Source organism: Marinactinospora endophytica (assembly GCF_054780875.1).
The window spans coordinates 494,714-518,200 of sequence record NZ_BAAGVM010000002.1 but is presented as its reverse complement, the minus strand read 5'-3'; the positions used below and the strand labels follow the sequence as shown (position 1 = coordinate 518,200).

At 71.4% G+C, this 23,487-nt stretch carries 21 protein-coding genes; 5 read left to right on the top strand and 16 right to left on the bottom strand.

Going from position 1 to position 23,487, the window contains the following annotated elements:
* Positions 1-110: 110 nt before the first annotated feature.
* The 3 genes from ACYVHU_RS06265 to ACYVHU_RS06255 all read right to left on the bottom strand — a co-directional run bounded on the left by ACYVHU_RS06265 (position 111) and on the right by ACYVHU_RS06255 (position 3,221).
* Positions 111-833: a CPBP family intramembrane glutamic endopeptidase gene (locus tag ACYVHU_RS06265; protein WP_498947778.1), complete on the bottom strand. Its 723-nt coding sequence runs from the start codon at positions 831-833 to the stop codon at positions 111-113.
* A 54-nt stretch (positions 834-887) separates the two neighbouring features.
* Positions 888-1,052, bottom strand: a complete 165-nt coding sequence (locus ACYVHU_RS06260) for a hypothetical protein (RefSeq protein ID WP_498947777.1) — start codon at positions 1,050-1,052, stop codon at positions 888-890.
* Between the two features lie 492 nt (positions 1,053-1,544).
* On the bottom strand, positions 1,545-3,221 hold the full coding sequence (locus ACYVHU_RS06255; RefSeq protein WP_498947775.1) for a pentapeptide repeat-containing protein: 1,677 nt from the start codon (positions 3,219-3,221) through the stop codon (positions 1,545-1,547).
* Between the two features lie 647 nt (positions 3,222-3,868).
* Here ACYVHU_RS06255 and ACYVHU_RS06250 point away from each other — a divergent pair.
* Both ACYVHU_RS06250 and ACYVHU_RS06245 read left to right on the top strand, forming a co-directional pair.
* The gene (locus ACYVHU_RS06250; RefSeq protein WP_432938336.1) at positions 3,869-4,795 is read left to right on the top strand and encodes a caspase family protein; all 927 of its coding nucleotides are present in this window, start codon (positions 3,869-3,871) and stop codon (positions 4,793-4,795) included.
* A 620-nt stretch (positions 4,796-5,415) separates the two neighbouring features.
* Positions 5,416-5,832 carry an STAS domain-containing protein gene (locus ACYVHU_RS06245; RefSeq protein ID WP_144390285.1) on the top strand — a complete coding sequence of 139 codons (417 nt, stop codon included), beginning with the start codon at positions 5,416-5,418 and terminating at the stop codon, positions 5,830-5,832.
* Positions 5,833-6,245: 413 nt separating this feature from the next.
* Here ACYVHU_RS06245 and ACYVHU_RS06240 read toward each other — a convergent pair whose 3' ends face one another.
* A complete protein-coding gene (locus ACYVHU_RS06240) occupies positions 6,246-6,884 on the bottom strand; it encodes a TetR/AcrR family transcriptional regulator (protein ID WP_078763930.1) in 639 nt (212 codons plus the stop codon).
* 486 nt (positions 6,885-7,370) lie between these two features.
* Here ACYVHU_RS06240 and ACYVHU_RS06235 point away from each other — a divergent pair, with 486 nt between their 5' ends.
* Positions 7,371-9,650 carry a glycoside hydrolase family 3 C-terminal domain-containing protein gene (locus tag ACYVHU_RS06235; protein ID WP_498947773.1) on the top strand — a complete coding sequence of 760 codons (2,280 nt, stop codon included), beginning with the start codon at positions 7,371-7,373 and terminating at the stop codon, positions 9,648-9,650.
* 260 nt (positions 9,651-9,910) lie between these two features.
* Here the strand turns inward: ACYVHU_RS06235 and gltX are convergent, their stop codons facing one another.
* The 10 genes from gltX to ectA form a co-directional block, all read right to left on the bottom strand.
* A complete protein-coding gene (gltX, locus tag ACYVHU_RS06230; RefSeq protein WP_498947772.1) occupies positions 9,911-11,332 on the bottom strand; it encodes a glutamate--tRNA ligase in 1,422 nt (473 codons plus the stop codon).
* Positions 11,333-11,839: 507 nt separating this feature from the next.
* The gene (locus ACYVHU_RS06225) at positions 11,840-12,301 is read right to left on the bottom strand and encodes a flavodoxin family protein (RefSeq protein WP_498947770.1); all 462 of its coding nucleotides are present in this window, start codon (positions 12,299-12,301) and stop codon (positions 11,840-11,842) included.
* Between the two features lie 77 nt (positions 12,302-12,378).
* On the bottom strand, positions 12,379-13,200 hold the full coding sequence (ehuA, locus tag ACYVHU_RS06220) for an ectoine/hydroxyectoine ABC transporter ATP-binding protein EhuA (RefSeq protein WP_078763933.1): 822 nt from the start codon (positions 13,198-13,200) through the stop codon (positions 12,379-12,381).
* The gene (gene ehuD, locus ACYVHU_RS06215; RefSeq protein ID WP_078763934.1) at positions 13,187-13,840 is read right to left on the bottom strand and encodes an ectoine/hydroxyectoine ABC transporter permease subunit EhuD; all 654 of its coding nucleotides are present in this window, start codon (positions 13,838-13,840) and stop codon (positions 13,187-13,189) included. The genes ehuA and ehuD overlap by 14 nt, the downstream gene beginning before the upstream one ends.
* Positions 13,837-14,550 (bottom strand): ectoine/hydroxyectoine ABC transporter permease subunit EhuC, encoded by a 714-nt coding sequence (ehuC, locus tag ACYVHU_RS06210; protein WP_078763935.1) that lies wholly within the window; start codon positions 14,548-14,550, stop codon positions 13,837-13,839. The genes ehuD and ehuC overlap by 4 nt, the downstream gene beginning before the upstream one ends.
* A gap of 10 nt (positions 14,551-14,560) precedes the next feature.
* Positions 14,561-15,469 (bottom strand): ectoine/hydroxyectoine ABC transporter substrate-binding protein EhuB, encoded by a 909-nt coding sequence (gene ehuB / locus ACYVHU_RS06205; protein WP_078763936.1) that lies wholly within the window; start codon positions 15,467-15,469, stop codon positions 14,561-14,563.
* A 215-nt stretch (positions 15,470-15,684) separates the two neighbouring features.
* Complete coding sequence (thpD, locus tag ACYVHU_RS06200) at positions 15,685-16,596, bottom strand: ectoine hydroxylase (protein ID WP_078763937.1); 912 nt, start codon at positions 16,594-16,596, stop codon at positions 15,685-15,687.
* Positions 16,597-16,651: 55 nt separating this feature from the next.
* On the bottom strand, positions 16,652-17,056 hold the full coding sequence (locus ACYVHU_RS06195) for an ectoine synthase (protein ID WP_078763938.1): 405 nt from the start codon (positions 17,054-17,056) through the stop codon (positions 16,652-16,654).
* Positions 17,057-17,157: 101 nt separating this feature from the next.
* A complete protein-coding gene (gene ectB / locus ACYVHU_RS06190; RefSeq protein WP_078763939.1) occupies positions 17,158-18,423 on the bottom strand; it encodes a diaminobutyrate--2-oxoglutarate transaminase in 1,266 nt (421 codons plus the stop codon).
* A gap of 98 nt (positions 18,424-18,521) precedes the next feature.
* The gene (ectA, locus tag ACYVHU_RS06185) at positions 18,522-19,034 is read right to left on the bottom strand and encodes a diaminobutyrate acetyltransferase (RefSeq protein ID WP_235001184.1); all 513 of its coding nucleotides are present in this window, start codon (positions 19,032-19,034) and stop codon (positions 18,522-18,524) included.
* A gap of 803 nt (positions 19,035-19,837) precedes the next feature.
* Between ectA and ACYVHU_RS06180 the strand changes: the two genes are divergently transcribed.
* Both ACYVHU_RS06180 and ACYVHU_RS06175 read left to right on the top strand, forming a co-directional pair.
* Positions 19,838-20,101 (top strand): WhiB family transcriptional regulator, encoded by a 264-nt coding sequence (locus ACYVHU_RS06180; protein WP_078763940.1) that lies wholly within the window; start codon positions 19,838-19,840, stop codon positions 20,099-20,101.
* A gap of 106 nt (positions 20,102-20,207) precedes the next feature.
* Positions 20,208-21,419 (top strand): copper resistance CopC family protein, encoded by a 1,212-nt coding sequence (locus tag ACYVHU_RS06175; RefSeq protein WP_235001185.1) that lies wholly within the window; start codon positions 20,208-20,210, stop codon positions 21,417-21,419.
* Between the two features lie 78 nt (positions 21,420-21,497).
* Here the strand turns inward: ACYVHU_RS06175 and ACYVHU_RS06170 are convergent, their stop codons facing one another.
* On the bottom strand, positions 21,498-22,259 hold the full coding sequence (locus ACYVHU_RS06170; RefSeq protein WP_078763941.1) for a PP2C family protein-serine/threonine phosphatase: 762 nt from the start codon (positions 22,257-22,259) through the stop codon (positions 21,498-21,500).
* A 164-nt stretch (positions 22,260-22,423) separates the two neighbouring features.
* On the bottom strand, positions 22,424-23,329 hold the full coding sequence (locus ACYVHU_RS06165) for an SDR family oxidoreductase (protein WP_432938318.1): 906 nt from the start codon (positions 23,327-23,329) through the stop codon (positions 22,424-22,426).
* Positions 23,330-23,487: the final 158 nt, after the last annotated feature.

Here is a 23,487-nt window from a genome sequence, read left to right as displayed (position 1 = left end):
TGTGGAATGTCGCGATTTCTTTTCCGGTCCATCGGAAATGGGCGGCACTGGGCATGGGCCCTCTGCCCTGGACGGCCGTCCACAACCACGGCGGGACGCCCCGCCGCAGGTCAGGCGGCCCCCAGCAGGAACGGGACCAGGCCGAGCGCGTTCGTACCGCCGTGCAGCAGGATCAGCAGCCACAGGTTGCGGTAACGGCTCCACAGGTAGCCGAAAAGCAGGCCCGCCGTCCCCTGGACGGTCACCACGACGGCGAGGTCGAGGCCCAGGTGGCCGATGGCGCCATGGCTGACGACGTGCATCGACGCGAACACCAGCGCGGACAGCACGATCCCGGCCCACCGCCCGAACAGGACCTCCAGCCGGCTCTGCAACCACAGCCGGTAGAAGAACTCCTCCAGCACGCTCGCGGTGAGGAAGGTGACCGTCATGACCACGACCGTGACCGCGTAGGGCGGCAGCTGTTCGGCGGTGGGCGGAGCGGGCGCCCACGGGGAGAAGACGGTCGCCCACAGGTAGACCACCACCGCGACCAGACCGCCCCAGCGCCACCCCCGTCCCGGACGCGCGCCCAGGGCTGTCGGCCCGGGGGCGAGACGACGGTCGGGCCGCCACAGGCGCATCAGGACGAGCGGCACGACCAGCAGGAACACGACCTTGGTCAACGGATAGACCAGTGACGCCTCCTCGTCGCCGAGCACCAGGCCGGCCGACGCCTGCGCCGCCACGAACAGCGCCGAACAGGCCAGCAGGCCGAGCGCCTCGCGACCGACCGGACGGCCGTGCAGGCCGAGGCGGAGAGCGGGATCGAGGTCGGGGACCCGCGGCGGCACCGACCGGACCAGCAGCAGTCCAACGGCGACCGGTCCGAGCAGGGTCCACAGCGGTTACGCGCCGTACTCGTCGGCGGAACGTTCGACCTCGGTGTGTCCGGTCAGCACGAGGGCGAGCAGCGCGGCGGCGAAGACCGCGACGCCACCGGCCGGCCATATCCGGCCGGCACGGGCGGGACCGGTGCGCGCGTGCCGCGCCGCCTCCAGGGAATCGGCCATGGGAGCCCCTTCGTCACCGTGGGCGGAACCCCCATCATCGAACGGGGCGGTCCGGGGCTCCTCCTCCCAGAGAAGGAAACCGGTGTCGTCGGTTCGGCGCACCATTCGCCTCCCCGCCGCGGTCGCCGGCCCGAAGGCGAGGGCGCGAAGGTCCGCGCGGCCTCTCCCCACACGGGCCGGCCGGCCCGGCCGGCGCCTCCGGCTCCTTCGCCAGGGGCACGGCGCGATTCACCACGAGGCCCGGCCGGCGGCGACCACGGCCGGCGGCCCAGCGGGCACCAAGGAGAGTCCGCACCGCCCCACCGACCACCACCGCCGTAGGCGGTACAGGGCGATCGCGTGGACCGAAACAGCAGGGGCGAGCGGCGCGACAGCGCCGGCCCGGCCGCGGTCCCACCCGGCGGGACGGGGGGACGCGCGTCGGGGTCCGCTGCCGGTGGACGTCGACGGGCAGGTCGGCGAGTGGCGGGACCGCGCCGGCCCGTGGCGCGGCTACGTGGTGGTGTCCCACCCCGCCGTGTCGGCCCGCCATCCGTCCGGCAGGGCGACCCCGCCGGGCCCGCCCCGCGCCAGCGCCTCCCCCAGCCCCCTGGGACAGGGCCCCTTGGCGGCACGGACGCCGTCGGTGAAGGCCACCTGGGCGCCCGTGAACGCGGCCCCGGCGAAGGAGACCCCCTCGCTCGTGAAGTCGGCGTCGGTGAAGGACACCCGGTCCCCTCCGAACCCGGCGCGTTCGAACGACACCCCCTCCCCCGCGAACCTGACGCCGCCGAAGGACACCCAGTCGCCCGTGAACACGGCGCCCTCGAAGGCGGCCCGTCCGCCATCGAACGCGGCGCTGCCGAAGGACACCCAGGTACCGACGAACTCGGTGCCGGTGAAGGAGACCACGGCCCCGCGAAACCCGGTCCCGTTGAAGGACACCTGGTCACCGGCGAACACGGCACCGTCGAAGGACGCCCGGTCGCCGGCGAACACGGCGCCGTCGAACGACATCCGGTTCCCCGTGAACCTGAGGTTGTCGAAGGACACCAGCGCCCCGGAGAACACGGCCCCGTTGAAGGAGACCCGGTTCCCGGCGAAACCGGCGCTGGTGAAGGTCACCTCGTCGCCGACGAACTCGGCCCCGGCGAAGGAGACCCGGTCGCCCGCGAACTCGGCGCCGTCGAAGGAGACGCGGCCGGCGAAGACGGCGCGGACGAAGGAGATCTGTCCCCCGGTGAAGCGGGCGCCGTGGAAGTCGCCGCCATCGAAGCGCACGCCGGTGAAGTCGTAGTTCCTGCCGCGCCAGCGGGTGTCGGCGCGCAGGTGGTCGCCGATGACGCGGACGATGGTGTAACGGACCTCGCGCAGGGCGGCGAACTCCAGTTCGGCCGCGCGGTGTTCGCGGACCTGGTCGGGGTCGGCGTCGGCGGGGAGGGGACCGGGGGCCGGGGCGTAGGGCATGCGCAGGTAGGCGCAGAGCACGTCGACGACCATCTGCACCAGTTCGTCGCGGCCCTGGGGGGCGTCGTCGGCGAGGTGGGCCAGGGCGTGCACGCCGGCGAGCTTGACGGCGGGCTCGGGGTCACCGAGCTGGGCGGAGGCTGTGGTGAAGCGCTCGGTGAACAAGCGGGTGTCCTCGCGCACCACCGCGAGCTCGGCGCGGGCGTCCTCGGCCTCGGTGGTGCGCTGGCGCCGGTAGTTGATGACCAGCAGCGCCACACCGCCCAGACCGGCCACGATCGCGAAGGCGCGGGTGGCGATGGAGTCCAGCGCCTTGGGCGTCAGAGTGGCCGGCGGATCCCAGGTAGGGGTGCCCAGCACCCACCAGGCCCCCACCACCAACGCGGCCACCACCCCCACGGCGACCGCCCACGCCCCCAGGATCAGCCAGCCCAGCCACACCGGTCCGTCGCGTTCGCCGCGCAGCCGCGCCAACCCGGCCGAGGCCGCCATCAGGCAGACGATCACCCCCACGGCGCGGAGCACCTGGGCGGTGGGAGGGGCCAACGACTCCCACGCCGCGGCCGCGACCGGCCAGGCCAGGACGGCCGCGCCCGCGATCGGCACGCCCACCGCCGACACCGACAGGAGGAAGGTCCGGCGTCCCGCGCGCGGGAACACGGTTGTGAGGCGGGCACGTGGACGTTCGCGTTCGGGGGGTCCGGGGGTCTGCTCCGCGCTCATGAACGCACCGTAGCCAGGATCGCCCCTCGCCTCGAAGGCGGTATCCGCAGCCGGCCGGACACGCCCCAATGGCGTCGCGACGGACGCCCGGGGGCGTTCCACGCGTTCCCCCTCGTCGCGCCGGCCGTCCGGGGCGGTGACGGCCATCGCCGTCCCGCCAGATGCCGGGGGCGGTGTGGCGAGCGGGGCGGCGCGACGGGTTTTCCCGTCCTCCGTTCCGGCCTGCTCCGGCGCGACCTGGATCGTCCGTGACGGCGTGGAGGTGGTCGGGCTCGTCGCGGAAGGAGCGAGGACGAGCGGGTCCGGTCCCGAAGCGCCGCAGACGGTGGGGCGGGACATCACGGCGGGGTGCGCTTCCCCGAGGTGCCAGGAACAGGTCCGACGCGGATGCGCCGCCTCCGTGGCCGCTCCCTGAGAGGAGCGCCGGTCGCGTCGTTTCCACGGGTTTTCATGGTGACCGGGTGCGGCCAGGCCGCCTTCTCCGGCGTCGCGGAGTGGCCGACGGTCCCGATCACCCTCTGGCGAAATGTCTCTTTTCTAGAGAAAAGGAGTGTTTGGCCGTTTTTTCAGCGAAGGTGATGAGAAGCCACGGGCCGAAGGGCAGGTGAAGCCGTCAAAGGACCTCACCACACTCCGAAGGGACAGCCATGGCACGGGGCTACTCGATCCACATCGGTCTCAACGAGGTCGACCCCGAGAAGTACAACGGCTGGAAGGGGGAGCTCGGCGGGTGCGAGAACGACGCCAGGGCGATGCTGAAACTGGCCATGGGCGCCGACTTCCTCCCGCTGAACCTTCTCCTGACCGCCGAGGCCACGGCCGGGAACGTGATCAAGGCGATCAAACGGGCGGCCCGCCTCCTCCGGGAGGAGGACACGCTGCTGCTCACCTACTCGGGCCACGGCGGACAGGTGCCGGACCTGGACGAGGACGAAGAGGACGAGTTGGACGAGACCTGGGTCCTCTACGACCGGGAGGTCATCGACGACGAGCTCTACGCCCTCTACGGCGGATTCGCCCGGGGCGCGCACATCGTCGTGCTGTCGGACAGCTGTTCCAGCGGGACGGTGATCAGCCTCGGGGCCGACGGCGAGGACACGACCGGGCAGCGGCTCGTCCGCGCCATTCCCGACGACGTGCAGGAGGCCCACCTCCAGGAGTACGGCGATCAGTACCGCCGCATCGTCCAGGGCCTCAGGATCAGGGAACACGATCCCATCGACGCCAGCGTCCTCCTGCTCTCCGGCTGCCAGGACTACGAGTCCTCCACCGAGGAGAACGGACACGGCCTGTTCACCCGGGCGCTGATCGACGTGTGGGACGAGGGGAGGTTCCGCGGCAGCTACCGGAAACTGCACGCGGCCATCCTCGACGCGCTCCCAGAAGACGCGGACCAGAACCCCAACCTCTTCCAGGCCGGCCGCCCCGACGTCAACTTCGCCGACCGCAAGGCGTTCTCCTTTGGAAACCGCCTCCGGTCGTCCTGGTTCGCGCCCAGGCAGGCCGGCAGTGAGCAGGGTGACGGCGCCCCGGCAAAGCGTCAGGAGGCGAAACGGATCACGAGCCGCCGTTGAGCCGGCGGACGCGCCGCGAGGGACCGGCCCCGGGGCGACGCACCCGGGAGAGGGAGGAGCGGGGACCCTTCCCCGTCCCCGCTCCCCCACGTGGCCGGGGACCGCCGGCCGGAACCGCCGGCCGGATGTCCTCGGCCCCGGCTCCGCCTGGCCCAGGCGTGGGGGTGCCTCGGCCGGCTCCGGGACGCGAACGATCGCGGACGCGGCCGGAGACCGCCGGGTACGGAGCCCGAGAGGAGGCGGACACCGGTCCCGAAAGCACCACCCGTCCCCGTCCACCCCGTCCCGTACCGGCCGACGCGGCCCCCTCCCGCCACGACCACAATCGGCCAGGGCGTTTCCGACCTTCGTCCCTGGCCTCCTTCCCCTTCGTCTCTTCACCAGGTCGCCCCCCGGACTCCCACGGCCGGTTTCCGCCGGCGCGCCCCCGCTGACCACGGTTCCTTCCCTTCTCCGCGCTGACCTAGGGGAGAGGGATGTTTACCCTCCGCAGGCGGGGCATCGAAAGGGCACGCGCCGCCCGGACGGCGCGCGGAGCGGGCCCTCGCCCCCCTCCTCCCGATACGGCGCCTTTCTCCCCTCCGGGCGCCTGAGGGCCCGCTCTCCCATAACAACCCGCTTTGCCCTCACTCCGACCACAGTGCAACGATGACGGCGACGAATCGCGACTCGCCCTCCTCGTCCTTCGGAGCTGGAAGGTCTCCGCCCACATGCACGCGCCCTGCGCCCACGACGCCCCACTCCTGGTCCCCGCTCCCGTGGAGATCGACATGGACGTGGCCGATGAGTTCGGGAGGCATCTCACCGAAGCCATCGCGGCCGGTCCACGCCGCGTCATCGTGGACATGACCCGCACGGTCTTCTGCGACTCCTCCGGCATCTCCGCGATCATGGCCGCGTTCAACCGGATCCACGCCGGCGGACCGCTCCTGTGCCTGGCCGCGCCCCACCCCCGGGTCCGCCGGGTCCTCACCATCGTCGGCCTCGACCTGCTCATGCCCGTCCACGCCGACCTGGACGAGGCCTTGACCGGTTGACGAGGCGTTTCCACGTGGGAGCGCGGACACCCTGATCCGGGCGCCCGCCCCGCGCTCCCGGGAGACGGCCCCTCACCGGGCCGGTCCTCCCCGGAGAGGATCCGGGGGGCGACGCCGCTCTCGGACGGCCGCTCTCAGGGGGATCGGCCCGGATCACCCGTCGCGGGCCTCGCGTCCGTGCCGACGGCACCGGGCCGCGCCCTGGACGGCCGTGTCCGCTCGGCGGCGGTGCCGACGCCTCCCCGAAACCGCCCAGCGGGCGGGGACCGCCGACCTCCTTCGGTGAGCCGACCGCCACGTTCCCCTCACCATGGGCGAGGCGTTCTCCGACGTCACACCCCCGTGACGTGGCTCGTGGTGCCGGCGTTCTCGGGGCGTGGGCGGGCCGGGCGCCGGTCCGGGAGCAGGGGCGCTCAGGAGCCGAGACCCGCGAACAGCACCTCGGCCGCGGCGTTCCACTCCTCGACGAGATCGGTGGTCTCGGGCGCGCGCAGCCACTGGGTCTGGAGGCCGTCCATCATCGCGACGAGCTGCCGGGCCAGCGACTCCGGCCGGTCGGTGAGGTCCCTGGCGAGCGCGGCGAGCACGGTGACCACCCGCTCCTGCCGGGCCACGAAATAGGCGTGGGCGGGGTGGCCGGGGTTCAGGGACTCGGCGTCCAAGACGGTGAACAGCCGCACGATCTCGGGCTGGGACGCGTTGCGGCGCACCAGGGCGGAGCACATGCGCCGCAGGTCGACGCCTGAGGGGGGCCCGGCGGACAGGTCGCCGGGCAGGTCGTGCTCGTCGACGCCGAGCTGTTCGGCGAGGGCCCGGGCGTCCTCGGCGTCGCGGTGGTCCAGGACCGCGATGAGCAGCCCGTCCTTGGAGCCGACGTGGTGCAGCAGCCCGGGGACGGTCAGCCCGCAGCCGTCGGCGACGTCCTGCATCGACAGTCCCCAGAAACCCCGTTCGGCGATCAGGCGGGTCGTCACCTCGACGATCTGCCGGCGTCGCTGCTCCGCCGGCAGACGCGGCCGATCCCGTCTATAGGTCGGCGCGCTCTCGGCCATGTTCGAGCACCTCTCCCACCGGATACCTCTTGCCTGGTCAGCACCAGGATGGCTAGATTAACGTCTACCTACTAACTACTAGGTAGTAGGTAGACGTCGTGGTCCCGTCCACCGAGCAGGGGGCGATCGCACAGCATGGCCCGAACACCAGCGGTCCGACCGTCCCACGGCCCGCCCGGCGCGAGCGCCGCTCCCCTCCTCGCGCCCCGGACTCCGGGAGGACGGAGGGCCCGCCCGCTCCGGCCCCCGCCGGCGCCCTCCCCGCCACGCGACCCCGCCCGCCCAGACGCCTCCCCGCCCGCTCGACAGGGCCGGACCGTGGACGCGGCGGGAGCGGCGGGGCGCCCGGGAAGCGGCATCCGCGGCCCTTCCCAGGCCACACGACGCCCGCGCGCGGCGGTTCCGCGCCCGGACAGGGCCGCGTCCACCGCGGGCGTCCCGTTCCTTTCCGGCACCCCGTCCGACCACCAGTCACGAGAGGAAGCCATGAGTGAAACCACCGACCTCAGCCTGGAGGAGAAGGCCGCGCTCGGCAGCGGCGCCGACTTCTGGACCACGAAGGCCGTCGGCCCCGTCCCGGCGGTCTCACTGACCGACGGGCCGCACGGCGTGCGCAAGCAGACCGGCGCGTCGGACCACCTGGGGCTTTCGGCGAGCATCCCCGCGACGTGCTTCCCGCCCGCGGTCGGGCTCGGCCAGTCCTGGGACCCCGAACTCGTCGAGCGCGTCGGCGCGGCCCTGGGCGACGAAAGCCGGGCCGCCGGGGTGAACGTGCTGCTCGGCCCCGGTGTGAACATCAAGCGCGACCCGCGCTGTGGCCGCAACTTCGAGTACTACTCGGAGGACCCGCTCGTCTCCGGTGTTCTCGGCGCGGCCTGGGTGAAGGGACTACAGAGCCGCGGCGTGGGCGCCTCGGTGAAGCACTTCGCGGCCAACAACGCCGAGCATGACCGGATGCGTTCGAGTTCCGACATCGACCCCCGCACGCTGCGCGAGATCTACCTGCGCGCGTTCCAGCGGGTCGTCGAGGAGGCGCGCCCCTGGACGGTGATGTGCTCCTACAACCGGATCAACGGGACCTACGCCGGTGAGAACGCGTGGCTGTTGACATCGGTCCTGCGCGACGAGTGGGGTTTCGACGGCGTCGTGGTCAGCGACTGGGGTGCCGTGCGGGACCGGGTCGCCTCGGTGGCGGCCGGCCTGGATCTTGAGATGCCGGCGACCGGTGGCGTGTCGGACGCGCGCGTGGTGGCCGCGGTCGCCGCCGGCGAGCTGGACGCGGCGGCCGTCGACCGTTCCGCGCGGCGCGTCGCGCGGCTCGCCGCCCGGGCCGCCGAGGGGGCGCGCGAGGGGGCGACGTTCGACGTCGACGCCCACCACGCCCTCGCCCGCGAGGCGGCCGGGCGCGGCGTCGTCCTGCTCAAGAACGACGGCGCGCTGCTTCCGCTCGCGCCCGGCGGCTCGATCGCCGTCATCGGCGAGTTCGCGCAGGCGCCGCGCTACCAGGGCGGCGGCAGTTCGCACGTGAACCCCACCCGCCTGGACGTTCCGCTCGACGAGGTGCGCCGGCTCGCCGGCGACGGCGACGTCTCCTTCTCCCCCGGTTTCACGACGGACGGGTCCGGCGACGCCGAGGCGTTGCGCGCCGAGGCGGTGCGGGCCGCGGCCGCCGCGCGGACCGCCGTCGTCTTCCTCGGGCTGGCCGCGCGGCAGGAGTCGGAGGGCTTCGACCGGGAGCACATCGAGCTGCCCCGGGAGCAGGTCGAACTGCTGGAGGCCGTCGTGCGGGCGCAGCCGCGCACCGTCGTCGTCCTCTCCCACGGGGGCGTGCTGCGGCTCGCCCCGGTCGCCGAGCTGGCGCCCGCGATCCTCGACGGCGCCCTGCTCGGGCAGGCGGGCGGCGGCGCGATCGCCGACGTGCTGTTCGGTGTCGTCAACCCGTCGGGGCGGTTGACGGAGACCGTCCCGGTGCGGTTGGAGGACTCCCCCGCCTACCTGTCCTTCCCCGGCGAGCACGGGCACGTGCTGTACGGTGAGCGGATCTTCGTCGGCTACCGCTGGTACGACGCCCGCGGCCTGGAGGTCACCTTCCCGTTCGGGCACGGCCTGTCCTACACCGAGTTCACCTACTCCGGCCTGGAGCTGGCGCCCTCCGAGGCGGGGGTGGCCGTGCGGCTCACGGTGTCGAACACGGGAACGCGGGCCGGGCGCGAGGTGGTGCAGGTCTACGCGGGGCTGCCGGCCTCGGAGGTGGCCCGGGCGCCGCGCTGGCTCGCCGGGTTCGCGGGGGTCACGTTGGACCCCGGCGAGAGCCGCACCGTCGAGCTGCTGCTCCGCCGGGAGGACCTCGCCTATTGGGATGTGCGGCAGGACCGTTGGGTGGTCGAGGGCGGCGACTACGTGATCTCGGTGGGCGCCTCCAGCCGCGACCTGCGCCTGACGGGGACCGTGGCCCTCGACGGCGACGGCGTCCGTCCGCCGCTCACCCTGGAGTCGACTCTCGGCGAGGTGCTCGCCGACCCCGTGGCCGGCCCGGTGCTGATGGAGGCCATGAGCGGCAGCGCCCTTCCCGGTGTAGCCGGCGATGAGGGGGCCGACCTGGGCATGGACATGCAGCGGATGATGGCGTCGATCCCGATCGACCGGATGGTCGCCTTCTCCGGCGGCCGGGTGGACCGCGCCCGGCTGGAGCAGCTGCTGGAGCACGCCAACGCGCGGCGCTCGACCGGTGCCCCCGCCGCGACCGGGACCGGGAAGGACTCCTGAGCGACGCGGCGGGCGTCCCACCGGATCACCGGCCGGGGCGCCCGCCGCGCCGTGATCTCCCACGGAGGAACAGCACGGTCCCGTGAAGGGGACGCCGAGCTCCCCCACCACGTGCTCGCCCGGCCCGATGCGGGGGATCGACGGCGGCGCAGGCCGAGCGTCCGGACCGCGGCGGCCGCGTGGTCCCCACGGTGCGGCCTCGGCCGGGAGACCATCAGGCTGCCCCCGGGCCTCCTCCAGGAGCGTGTCTTCTCGGCCCGTCAGGCGTTGAGGCGGGACAGCGCGGCCTCCAAGCGCTGACACACCCGGTCGCGGCCCAACAGCTCCAGCGACTCGAACAGCGGCAGGCCGACGGTGCGGCCGGTCACCGCGACCCGCACCGGCGCCTGGGCCTTGCCGAGCTTGAGCCCCTGGGCGGTGCCGATCTCCTCCAGCGCCGCCTTGAGCGCCTCGGCCTCCCACTCCTGCTTCTCGTCGGCGAAGCGCTCCGCCGCGGCGGTGAGCATCTCCGCGCCGATGCCGGGCTTCATCGCCTTGTTCCACGACGTCTCGTCGAAGACCGGCTCGGGCAGGAAGAGGAAGTCGACGTTGGGCACGATCTCGCTGAGCACCGCGATCCGGCTCTGGGCCAGCGGCGCGATGGCGCGGAAGACCTCGGGGTCGTAGTCCTCGGCGGCCCAGGGCGCGTCCGGGCCCTCCAGCCAGGGGCGGCAGCGCTCGGCGAAATCCTCGACGCTGAGCGCGCGGATGTACTCGCCGTTGAAGGCACGCAGCTTCTTCTCGTCGAAGAAGGCGCTGGAGCTGTTCACGTCGGCGATGTCGAACAGCGGCTCCATCTCCGACCACGGCATGATCTCCCGGTCGCCCCCGGGGCCCCAGCCCAGCAGCATCAGGTAGTTGACCATGGCCTCGGGGAGGTAGCCCTCGTCCTGGTAGGACTCCAGGGCCACCTTGTCCCGGCGCTTGGACAGCTTCTGCCGCTTCTCGTTGACGATGACCGGCAGATGCGCCCACACCGGTGGGGTGTGGCCCAGCGCCTCCCACAGCAGCTGCTGCTTGGGGGTGTTGGACAGGTGCTCCTCACCCCGGACGACCTCGTTGATCCCCATCTCGATGTCGTCGACGACGTTCGCCAGGACGAACAACGGCGAACCGTCGGCCCGGGCGATCACGAAGTCCTCGATCGCGCTGTGCTCGAACTCCACCCGGCCGCGAACCCGGTCGTCGACCACGGTGGGGCCGCCCTCGGGCACCCGGAAACGCAACGCCCGCCCCGGCCCCGGCTCCAGGCCGCGATCCCGGCAGAACCCGTCATAACCGAGGTGCTCGTTGCCGCGCCGCTGCTGCACCTGCTCACGGGTGCAATCGCAGTAGTAGGCCCGCCCCTCCTCGTAGAGCCGCCGCGCCGTCTCGCGGTGCTTGTCGGCGTAGGCCGACTGGAAGTAGGGCCCCTCGAAGTGCGGGTCCTCGGCGGAGATGCCCAGCCAGGACAGCGCCCGGACGATCCCGTCCGTCCATTCGGGGCGGTTGCGGGCCGCGTCGGTGTCCTCGATGCGGAGTACGAACCGGTCCTCGGGCTGCCGGGCCAGCGCCCAGTTGAACAGGGCGGAACGGGCGCTGCCGACGTGGAACATGCCGGTTGGAGAAGGGGCGAACCTAGTGCGTACAGGGGTTTCAGTCACCGTGGGCATCCTAGACGAGTGCTGCTGGGCGCATCCGTGCTCTGTCGGCACCTGGTCTCGATGGCCGTCCTGAGGCAGGCACGGGAGAAGGGCTCCCACAACGGCTTGTGAGTGAGACGTGTCACGAGCGCCTTTCCCGGGCAAGCGTAATCGCTTCGCAGGCTTTCGGCCCTCGCTCTGATGGTTCTCCCCCTCCCCCCTCGCGTGCGGCTTCGTGCGGACGCCGGGCGCCGACGATGTTCACCTGCGCGTAGTGGGCGAAATCGGTTCCCCAAGAAGAAAGGGGTTGAGATCGCCACAGGACAGGTCGATTCTGATGCTCTGGAATCCAGGAGCAACACGGGAAGAGGCCGACGGCTCGTGCGAACTCCTAGAACCCCGGCCATGGTCACGGTCACCTGACGTTCTTGCGCGCCGGGATGGCCGCGCCTTCCTCGCCGAGGAAAGCACGGTGGGCTGTGGCCGTGGACGCGCAGGGGTCGGCGGATGCCCACCGGCCTTCACCCCCTAGCCGGCCCGTTCCAGGGTGGCGAGCGCGCTCAGCGCACCCAGCTCCCAGCACGCCTCGCGGGCCGCGGCGTCCGGGGCGCCGGTGACGCTGACCGGGGGACGGTGCCGGTGCCAGGACATGCCCTTGGCGATCGCCTCGACGGCGCGGACCGCGCCCGCGGTGTCGTCGTTGCCGTGCACGTACAGCGCGTAGGGCAGGCCGGCCGTGTCGGTCAGGCACGGGTAGTAAACACCGTCGAAGAAATGTTTGAGGGCGCCGGACATGTAGCCGATGTTGGCGGGCGTGCCGAGGACGACGCCGTCCGCGGCCAGGACATCGACGGCCGTCGCCGCGAGCGCGGGACGGGTGACCACCTCGACGCCCTCGATCTCGTCGGTGCGCGCCCCCTCCAGCACGGCCTCCAACAGGACCTGCGTGGCCGGTGACGGGGTGTGGTGCACGATCAGCAGTCGGGCCATGCCACCAGCTTCGCAGAGGAGCCGCCGCGCCGGGGAGAACCGGGCCGGCCGGGCCTGCGCGGCCGGCCCGGCGGGTCTCACCCCTCCAGGACCGCGTGCAGGAACTCCTTGGTGCGTTCCTCGTGGGGGTCGCCGAAGATCTGTTCCGGCGGCCCCTCCTCGACGATCCGGCCCTGGTCGAACATCAGCACCCGGTGAGAGACGTCCTTGGCGAAGGCCATCTCGTGGGTCACCGACAGCATCGTGATGTCGGTGGTGCGCGCGATCTCGCGCAGCACGTCCAAGACCCCCGCGACCAGCTCGGGGTCCAGGGCCGAGGTCACCTCGTCGAGCAGCAGGATCTGCGGGCGCATCGCCAGCGCCCGGGCGATCGCGACCCGTTGCTGCTGCCCTCCGGAGAGCTGGGTGGGGTGGGCGTCGATCTTCTGCCGCAGCCCCACCATGTCCAGCAGCTCCTCCGCCCGCTGGTCGGCCTCCTCCCGGGAGATCCCCAGCGTGTGGACGGGCGCCTCGGTGATGTTGCGGCGCACGCTCATGTTCGGGAACAGGTTGAACTGCTGGAAGACCATCCCGATCTTCTTACGCACCTCACGCTGGTGCTTCTCGTTGGCCGGGACGAGCCGCCCGTTACGCCGCATGTGGCTGAGCGAATCGCCGTTGACCCAGATGACGCCGCCGTTGACCCGCTCCAACGTCATCAACAGCCGCAGGATCGTGGTCTTACCCGAACCGCTGGGACCGATCAGGGTGACCCGTTCGCCCGCGTCCACGGTGAAGTCGAGTTCACGCAGGACGACGTTGCGGCCGAACCTCTTGACCACCTTGTCGAACCGGATCAGCGGCTCCTCACCGGGGGCGTGACCCGCGGCGCCGGCCGGGAGGTTGTCAGATTGCGGCATAGCGTCGCTCCAGGAATCGGATCAGGATCGCGGCCGGCACGCTCACGCAGATGAAGAGCAGGCCGACCACCGTCATCATTTCGAGGTACTTGAAGTACTGGCCACCCAGGCGGTTGGCCTCGAACAGCAGCTCGGGCACGGTGATCGCGAACAGCAGCGGGGTGTCCTTGAACATCGAGATCAGGTAGTTGCCCAGCGCCGGGATCACCCTGCGCACCGCCTGCGGCAGGACCACCGCCGTCCAGGTGCGGCGGGCCGGCAGGCTCAGCGCCCGGGCCGCCTCCCACTGGCCGCGCGGCACCCCCTCCAGACCCGAGCGGTACACCTCGGCGGTGTAGGCCGCGTAGTGGACGCCCAGTCCGATGATGCCCGCCGTCAACGGCGAGAGCTGGACCCCCACAGATGGCAGCACGTAGAAGACGAAGAAGAGCTGGACCAGCAGCGGCGTGCAGCGGATGAACTCCATGACCCAGTGCACGACGGCGGCCACCGGACGCGGCGCCGCGCGCCGGACCATCGCCACGACCAACCCCAGGACCAGCGCGAACGCATAGGAGACGACCGTGGCCAACAAGGTGTAGCGCAGGCCCAGCAGCAGGTCGGGCAGGACCTCGCCGACGAATCCCCAGTCGAACGTCACGCTCCACCGCCCTTCACCGCGGCGGCGATCCGGCCGCCGCGCCTCGTCGGCTTCGCCGGAGCCCGGCCCAGCCGCCGGTCGGCCCGGCGCTCGGCCATCCGCACGAAGAACAGCAGGACCTGGGCGATGATGAAGTACATGACCAGGGCCGCGGTGAACGCCAGCGCCGTGTCACCGGAGAAGGTGCGCAGCTGCTGGGCGACGAACGTCAGGTCCGACACCGCGATGAGCGAGACGACCGCGCTGCCCTTCATCAGCTCGATCGCCAGGTTGCCGAACGTGGGCAGCATCTGCGCCCACGCCTGCGGCAGGATCACCATGCGCATCCGCTGCACGGGGGTCATGTTCAACGCCACCGTGGCCTCGTACTGGGCCCGGGGCACGGCCTTGATCGCGCCGCGCACGTTCTCGGCGCCATAGGCCCCGACGTTGAGCCCGAGCGCGAGGATCGCGGCGAACACCGGTTCCACCCGGTAGCCGGTGACCAGCGGCAGGGCGTAGAACAGCCAGAACATCAGCACCAGCGCCGCCACACCGCGGAACACCTCGACGTAGACGGCCGCGGCCGCGCGCAGCACCGGGTTGCGGACGCTGCCCACGATGCCGACCGTCATCGCGATGACGAACGCCAGGGCGCAGCCGCCGAGCGTGATCAGCAGGGTGTACCAGGCGCCGTTGAGGTACAACGGCAGGAGGTCGAAGAAGGTCATCGTGGTCTCCTCACGCCCGGCACAGACGGTCGGCGGTCAGATCGCCGGGGAGTTCCTCCTCGGTGAACCCGAACGGTTCGATGATCTCCAGCAGGCGCCCGCTGTCCTTGAAGTCGGCCAGGACACCGTTGAAGGCGTCCCGCAGGTCGGTGTCGGCCGGGCGCACCGCGAACCCCCCGCCGCCGATGATCTCCTCGCCCGTCTCCTGATCGATCGGGAAGAACCCCTCGGTCACCTCGAAAGGGCCGCCCCGCTGGTCCAGCATCCAGCGCAGTGAGATCGCGGTCAGCGCGACCGCGTCGATCCGGCCGGTCTCCAGCAGCTCATAGGCGCTGGGCGTGTCCGGGGCGGTCTGGATCTGGGCGGCGGGAACCCCCTGCCCCTCGGCCATCTGCTGTTCGACGGTCGCGTTCATGACGCACAACACGGCGTCGGGGTTGTCGGCGACGTCGCCGAACGTGGTGATGCCGAGCGGGTTGCCCTCGCGGACCAGGAAGGCGGTGCGGCTGAGGTAGTCCGGGTCGGTGAACGCGACCTGCTCGCAGCGTTCGGGGGTGATCGCCATCCCGGCGGCCACCATGTCGAACTGGCCGCCCACCAGGCCCGGGATCAGGCCGCTGAACTGGACCGGGACGCCGCGGATCTCCTCGATCCCCAGCTCGGCGAAGATCGCCTTGGCGAGTTCGGGGGCCTCGCCGGTGAGTTCACCGGTGGCCAGGTCGGTGTAGCCGTAGGGGGCCTCGTTGGCGAATCCGACGTTGATGTACCCCTGTTCGCGGATCCGGTCGAAGGTGTTGCCGGTACCGACCTTCGAACAGCCGCTCAACAGCGGCGGTGCAAGGAGCGCGGCCAGACCGGCGCCGCCCGCGCTCGCGAAGAAGCGCCGGCGGTCCGGACCGCTTCCTCGAATCCTCGTCATGCTCTTCTCCTCGGGGAACCACGCGGCGCCCCCTCCCCGAGGGAGGGGGCGCCGCGCGTCTTGTGCGGGATGGGGGTGGGGTGGCCCGGTGGAACCGGTCCCGCCCCACCCCCGTGCCCCGCCGGGCGGACGGTACCCGGCCGGTCACGGGCGCGTGCCCGCCAAGCGGGCGTGCCCGCGATCGGCCGGTCCTAACATCCGCTCCGGCGAAGGCGTCAGATCACCGGCGTGAAATCACGCGCGCCGACGAACGTGGGCCGCGGGCTGGGCGCCGCGAAAGGCTCCCCGCACGTGTTGTCGACGCTGTTGAAGACGATGAACACGTTGGAACGGGGATAGGGCGAGATGTTGCCGCTGGACCCGTGCATGCAGTTGCAGTCGAAGAAAAGGCCGGTACCGGCCGGTCCGGTGATCATGTCGATGCCGTGCTTGTCGGCCAGGATCGTCAGGCTGCTCGGATCGGGAGTGCCGATCTCCTGCTTCTTCAGCGAGTCGCGATAATGCCCCTCGGGCGTCTCGCCGACACAGCTCACATAGGTCTTGTGCGACCCCGGCATGATCATCAGGCACCCGTTGTAGGGGTGGTTGTCGGTCAGCGCCAGCGAGAGGCTGACCGCCCGCGGCCGGGGCATGCCGTCCTCGGCGTGCCAGGTCTCGAAGTCGGAGTGCCAGTAGAAGTCACCCCCGCCGAAGCCCGGCTTGTAGTTCACCCGGCTCTGGTGGACGTAGACGTCGGAGCCGAGGATCTGGCGGGCGCGGCCCACCACGCGCGGGTCGCGGACCAGCTTCGCGAACACCTCGCTGATCTTGTGCACCTCGAAGATGGAACGGACCTCGTCGGAGGAACGCTCGACGATGGTGCGCTCGTCCCGCTTGATCGCCTCGTCACCGGCGAGCCGGTCCAGCTCGGCGCGGTAGATGGCGAGCTCCTCGGCGGTCACCAGCGCCTCGGCCTGGTAGTAGCCCTTGGTGTCGAAGGAGTCCAGCTCCTCCTGGGACATCGGGCCGTCGGCCGCGGTCCCCCAGACCGCGGGGTCCCTGCGGTAGAGCAGTGCGGGTTCGGTTCCCTTGCGCGTCGGGTAGTCGTCCGTGGTCGGCTGTTCGAAGTCGGTCGTGATCAGTGTCATCTTCGAGCCCCCTCCAGGGATCTCTGTCCTGCGCTGTGCCCGGACCGGTCGCGCCCTACCTCTGTGCCGCGGGCTCCTCGTGCAACAACGGGTAGACCCCGTTCTCATCGTGAACCTCGCGGCCCGTCACCGGCGGGTTGAACACGCACAGCACCCGGAAGTCGGTCTTGGGACGGACCGTGTGGTGCTCGTGCCCGTCGAGGAGGTAGAGCGTGCCGGGCGTGATCAGATGGGTCTCGCCCGTCTCCTCGTTGGTGACCTCCGCCTCGCCCTCGATGCAGTGCACGAGCTCGATGTGGTTGGCGTACCACATGCGCGTCTCGGTGCCCGCGTACAAGACGGTCTCGTGGAACGAGAAACCAACACCGTCCCTGGCGAGCACGACGCGGCGGCTGCGCCAGGTCTCGGTCTTGATGTCGGCGTCGGTGTCGTTGACGTCGTCCAGGCTGCGAACGATCACGGCGGTCGCGTCTCCTCTTCCTTCTCTCGCGGTGGGGACGGTGTCCCCGAGTACGGGGCCCGGATTCGCTCCGGGCCCCGGGTCCTTCTGCCGGCCGCGGCTCAGGCCGGCTGCGGCACCTTGACGGCGGCGCGCACGGATTCGGCGATGATGTCCAGGCCCTGTTCCAGCTCCTCGCGGGAGGTGGTCAGCGGCGGCAGGAGCTTGGCGACCTCGTCCTCGGGACCGGAGGTCTCCATGAGCAGGCCGCGCTGGAACGCCTCGGCGCACACGGACTTGGCCAGGCCCTCCTCGGTGAAGGCGAGGCCGCGAGCCATCCCCCGGCCGCGGGCGTGGGCGCCCGTCTGCGGGTGCTCCTCGGCGATGGCCTCCAGGCGGGAGCCGATCAGCTCGCCCTTGGCGACGGTCTCCCGCTGCAACTCGTCGTCGCGCCAGAAGGTGGTCAGGGCCGCGGTGCCGGTGACGAAGGCGGGGTTGGGGCCCCGGAAGGTGCCGTTGTGCTCGCCCGGCTCCCACACGTCCAGCTCGCGCTTGAACAGGGTGAGGGCCATCGGCAGGCCATAGCCGCTGATGGACTTCGACAGCGTGACGATGTCCGGCTCGATACCGGCCTCCTCGAAGGAGAAGAACGGCCCGGTCCGGCCACAGCCCATCTGGATGTCGTCGACGATGAGGAGCATCTCGTACTCCTTGCACAGCGCGGCCAGGCCGCGCAGCCACCCGGCGCTGGCGACGTTGATGCCGCCCTCCCCCTGCACCGTCTCGACGATGACCGCCGCCGGCTTGTCCAGGCCGCTGCCGCTGTCCTCCAGCAGGCTGCGCAGCCACAGGAAGTCCGGCGTCCGGCCGTCCATGTAGCCGTCGAACGGCATGGTCGCGGCGTGGCCCAGCGGAACGCCGGCGCCGCCGCGCTTCATCGAGTTGCCGGTGACCGCGAGCGCGCCCAGGGTCATGCCGTGGAAGCCGTTGGTGAAGCTGATGACGGTCTCGCGGCCGGTGTACTTGCGGGCGAGCTTGAGCGCCGCCTCGACCGCGTTGTTGCCGGCCGGGCCGGGGAACTGGACCTTGTAGTCCAGCCCGCGGGGGGCGAGGATCACCTCGCCGAAGGTTTTCAGGAAATCGCGTTTGGCCGTGGTGTAGGCGTCCAGGCTGTGGACGATGGAGTCCCCGATGAGATAGTCGAGGAGCTCGGTTTTGAGGCGGGGATTGTTATGCCCGTAGTTGAGCGATCCCGCGCCCGCGAAGAAGTCGAGATAGGGACGGCCGGATTCGTCGTAGACGTGACTGCCGCGCGCCTCGTTGAAGACGACCGGCCAGCCACGGCAGTAACTACGGACTTCCGATTCGAGGCGTTCGAAGATCTCCATCGTTTCCCCTTGTGTCCTTTCCGCAATCCACCGCGTGCGGGGCGGCGGGGTCGGGATGAGTCGGGCGTCGCTGTGAACGTCGAGTCGGGTGGAACGGGTCAGCCGATCGGACCGATGCGCACGAGTTCCTCCGGTTCGTGCCCGTCAGGGCCGTCGGCGGGGAAGTGCTCGCGTCCGAACAGGGGAGTCCAGGCGATGTGGGCGCCACGGTCGCGGGCGAACGAGGCGAACAGCGCGCGCGAGGCCGTGTTGCCGGGGGTGACGGTCGCCTCCAGGCGGGTGAGGCCAGTGGCGACGACGCGATCGGCGATGTGGTCGAGCATCCTCCGGGCCAGCCGGCGGCCGCGGAACGCGGGGTCGACGCCGACCTGCCACAGGAAGTAGGTCTCGGGGGAGTCCGGGCGGACGTAGCCGGTGACGAAACCGCGGACGACGCCCTCGGCGTCGTAGGCGACCAGCGAGGTCCGCGCGAAGTCGCGGCACCACAGGGCGTAGGCGTACGGGGAGTTCACGTCGAGCCCGCAGTCACCCGCCAGGCGCCACAGGTGCCGTCCGTCCTCCAACGATGGCGCGGCCAGACGCACCCCGTCGGGGTCCACGGGAGCGTCCACGCGACGGTCGTGGACGTATCCGGAATCGTCTCGGTCGGCTGGAGCTGTTCGTTGAAGAGGCACGTCGCAGGAATTTAGCGAACGTTCCTGAGCGAAATTTCCGGGATTTCAGTGGTGAATGTTTCGGCGATGTTGCACCGGGTAGGGCTCGTTCATTTAAAAACGCGGTTCCCGGCGTCGCCGCGCTGGTCACGGCCGCTCTCGGGGTCGCTCCGCGCCGGCCCTCGGTTGCCACCAGGGGGTTCGAAACGCCTCGGGCGCGGCCGTGGAAACGGGCCGCGCGGATCGCGTTCCACCCTTCGCGTGGAACCACAGCCAAACATAGGGCCTCACACACGGAACTTTAAGGGTGGCATAGATCACACGGAATCTATCGAAGTAGGGATATTCATCGCCATTATCGACACCCTCTGTTCCACATGAGGCAACACGCCCCCCTCGCCCCGGACCGCGCGCACCTCCCGCGACGACCACCGCCGGGACCGCCCCCGCCCGCCCCGCGACCGCCCCATCCTCGTGTGAGCTTTTGCACCGTATGCACGAAAAGTGCCATAACAGCGGCGCTTCCAGGGGAATTTTCTCGCTGACCTTCTGTAGTACGACCCGGCGTAGTACTACAATCGGTCGAGACGCGACGGTGCTTCCCTGGCACATCCACGGGTAGCCCGCGCGCGGGCCCCGTCGCCCTTCGACGGGACCCGAGGTCCGCCCGCGGTGCAGCGAACGGCCATCCGCGGCCACCTCATCCCACGGTGGATCACCGTGGGTTCCGAGGACACGAGCCAGGGATTCGGAGGCACCTGGTGAACCGCCTTTACCACGAAAGCGAAGACTGGGTCGCGCAGGGCGCCTGCCGCAGCTACGACCCCGAACTGTTCTTCCCGGTGAGCACGACCGGGCCTGGGCGGCATGACGCGGAGCTCGCCAAGGCCATCTGCCGTACGTGTACTGTTCGCCAAGAGTGCCTGCGGTGGGCACTGCGCGCCGGGGAGGCGCATGGGATCTGGGGTGCGACAACGCCCGAGGAACGCCGCTACATGCGCCGCGAGCTGGTCCCCGCCAGCTGACCCGGCCATGCGCCATCGGCCGTCAGACCCTCCGGTCTGACGGCCCTTCGCTTCCGCGGTACCGGTTCTCGGCTGGTCCCTTGGTCACCTGTTAGGTTCTGAGACCGTGCACCTGCCTACCCGGGGCCCCCTGTGGCTCCTGCGGACGGCCGTCCTGGCCCTGGCGTGCACCGGCCTGTCCTGGTCCGGCCACGCCGCGTGGTCGGACGGTACCGCCCCGCCCGGGACCCTGGCGCTCGCGACGCTGTTCATGGCGTTCGCGCTCACCCCATTCACCCGGGCCCGGCGCGGCCCCGGCGAGATCTTCGCGGTCCTGGCCCTCGCCCAGGCGGGGCTGCACCTGCTGTTCCAGTCCCCCCAGGCGGGGCCGGCGAGCACGTCGCTCGCGCACATCGGCCACTTCTGCCTGGCCGGGTACTCCCCCGGCATGCTGGCCGGCCACCTGTGGGCCGCGCTGCTCGCCACGGCCCTGCTCTCCCACGGCGAAACCGGGCTGTGGGCGCTGGCCACCCTCGTCCTGCGCGCGCTTCCCCGCCCGGTGGCGGCGCCCCTTCCGCCCCTGCCCCCGCGCCCCCTCCTCCCCATCCGGCCGCCCGCCATGCGCCCTCGCTCGGGTCTGGCGCGCCGGTCCCGCCCCCGCGGGCCACCATCCGTTGTTCGTCGTCCCCGTCCGAAACGAATCCGACGAGCACCGGAAAGGTCTCTCATGGCATCCACCATCACGTCCCGGCGCAGGTCCCGCCTGCCGATCGCGTTCGGCCTCTCGTTGCTGCTGGCCCTGGCACCGGCGCAGAGCGCGCTGGCCCACAACGTCTTGCTGTCGTCCTCCCCCGAGGACGGGGCGACCCTCGACGAGGCGCCCCAGGAGGTGGTCCTCACCTTCAACGCCGAGGTCAACGAGGGCGGTAACGGCATCGTCGTCTCCGACCCCAACGGGGAGAACGTCGCCGAGGGCGAGGTCCGTCTCGACGGCGAGAAGGCCGCGATCGACCTGGTCCCCCTGACGGAGTCCGGCGAGTACACGATCAACTACCGGATCATCTCGGCCGACGGCCACCCGCTGGAGGACGAACTGGCCTTCACCCTCTCCGAGGAGGCCGTCGCCGCGGCGTCCCCCGAGGCCGAGGAGAGCCCGGCCACCCAGACATCCCCCACCGCCGAGGAGAGCCCCACCTCCGAGGAGGGGCCGGTCGCCAATCCCACCTCCACCGCGGGACCGTGGGGTCCGGCGCTGGCGGTGGTCGGCGCCCTGGCCGTGGTCGGCCTGATCGTCATCGTCATCGTCCGGCTGCGCAGGCGCCCCGGCGGGCAGGGCTGATCCCCGGCTGAAAAACACCGCGGCCCCGCGGGGGAATCCTCCCCGCGGGGCCGCGCGCGTTCCCGTGCCGCCGGGGTCTCAGCCGCGGCGCACGAGCAGAATGCTGATGTTGTCGCGTCCGGAGGCGTCCATGGCGGCCTGCCACAGGTTGAACACGGCCGCCTCGTCACTGCCGGAGCCCGCGATGATGCGCTCCATCTCCTCCAGCGCCACGAGGTCGGACAGGCCGTCGCTGCACATCAACCACGCCCCGGGACCGGGTTCGGGGTCGCGGCCGACGTGGGGCTCCATCGGGCTGGCGCCGCTGCCGCCGAGCGACTGGGTGATGAAGTTCGTGGTGACCGGCTTGCCGTCCTCGGAAGGGGGCAGCGCCGGCGAGTCGTCCTGGGAGAGCTGGTAGAGCCGGCCGTCTTGGAGACGGTAGGTGCGCGAGTCGCCGACGTTGAACCAGTAGTTGCCGTCGGCGGTCAGCAGCATGCCCGCGACCGTCGTGCCCATGCCGGAGAACTCGGTGTGCTGGCTGGCGTGCTCCTTGATCTCCTCGTCGATGTGCTTGAGGAGTTGTTCCACCGCCTCGGGGCCGACCAGGTCGGCGCCGCTCTCGGCCATGCGATGGACGGCGTGCTCGGAGGCGATCTCTCCCGCGGCGTGCCCGCCGAGGCCGTCGGCGACGGCGACGACGAGGGGCTCGGCCAGGGGGAGCACGCAGCGCGCGGGCATCTTCATGTCGGCGCCGGCCACCGTGAGCGCGCCCATCACCACGGCGTCCTCATTGGCCTGGCGAACAGCGCCCCGGTGCGTGAGGGCCGTTACCGCGACTGCCCCGCCATCGACACCCATGCGCCCTACCTCCTGTTTCATCGGCAGTACCTGCCGAACAGTCCCAAGCGGCGCCTCTGCCGGACGGTGGCGAGGCGCGTTGATCATGTAACCGTATCGGGGGACGGTCGGCCACGGCTAAAACCCGCGTACATCATGGCGGAAATCGCCACGATGCGCAGTTCCTATCCTGCCCCCGCTTCGCGCCGATCCGCATCCGGCCACCCGTGAGGAGCACGCCGGGGCACCTCCGGCCGCCTCCGCGTGATCCCCGCCACGGACAGCACCGCGCCCGTCCCCAGGTCCACCCCCTCGCGGGCGAGGTCCACGTAGGCCGCCGCGACGTCGTGGGGGTCGTCCTCCTCGGCGGGGACCAGACAGTTGATCCGCACCCCGCGATCGGCCAGGATGCCGGCCAGGGAGCGGGGCAGGGACATGACGCCGGCCGCGCCGGCCGCGTGGTCGATGTGCTCGGGGGAGCCGTGGTCGCCCGACGGGGCGCCGGTGAGGACGATCGAGGCGCCCGCGGGCAGGAACACCCGTGCCGCCTGGATCAGCCATAGCGCACTGTAGAAGGTCGCGCGCAGGGTGCGGTCGAGCCGGTCGGTGGTGATGTCCATGAGCCCGTCGTGGTCGCGCGGGCCCGGGCCGCACACGACCAGCAGGTCGATGCCGCCGAACTCCAGGGTGGTGTGCGCCACCGCCCCGCGGCAGTCGGCCTCGCGCGTGGGGTCACAGCGGACGGGCAGCGCGCAGGCCCCCAGGTCGGCGAGCATCCGTGCCGTCGTGTGCAGGGGATCGGCGGGGACGCCGTTCGCGGTGGGGGTCGCCCGTCTCCATCCCTGCGGTGCCGCGGGTTTCGAGGGGCCTCCGGGGTCGTCGGCGACGGCGACCGCCGCCCCCTCCTTGGCCAGTGCCGCGGCGACCTCGCGTCCCGGGCCGGTGCCGTCGACCAGGCCGCCGACCACGAGGGCGCGCCGTCCCGTCAGCCGACCGCGGCCGGTGTAGTGGGGGATCGGGTCGTGCGGCACCGTCGTGCGTGCGGGGAACGCCCTGTCGGCCGGCCAGCGTGACGCTTTTGACCCTTTCATCACGTTTTCTCCCATCCGGGACCTCCGCCCCTGTGTCGCTGCCGGAGCGTGCCCGAGAAGATCACCCGCAAACCGCTCCCGGCCTGCCGGAGCGCCGGGTTCCGCCATCGGCACAGATAATCGGGCGTTGTCTTTATCGCAAACCTCTGACACAATGA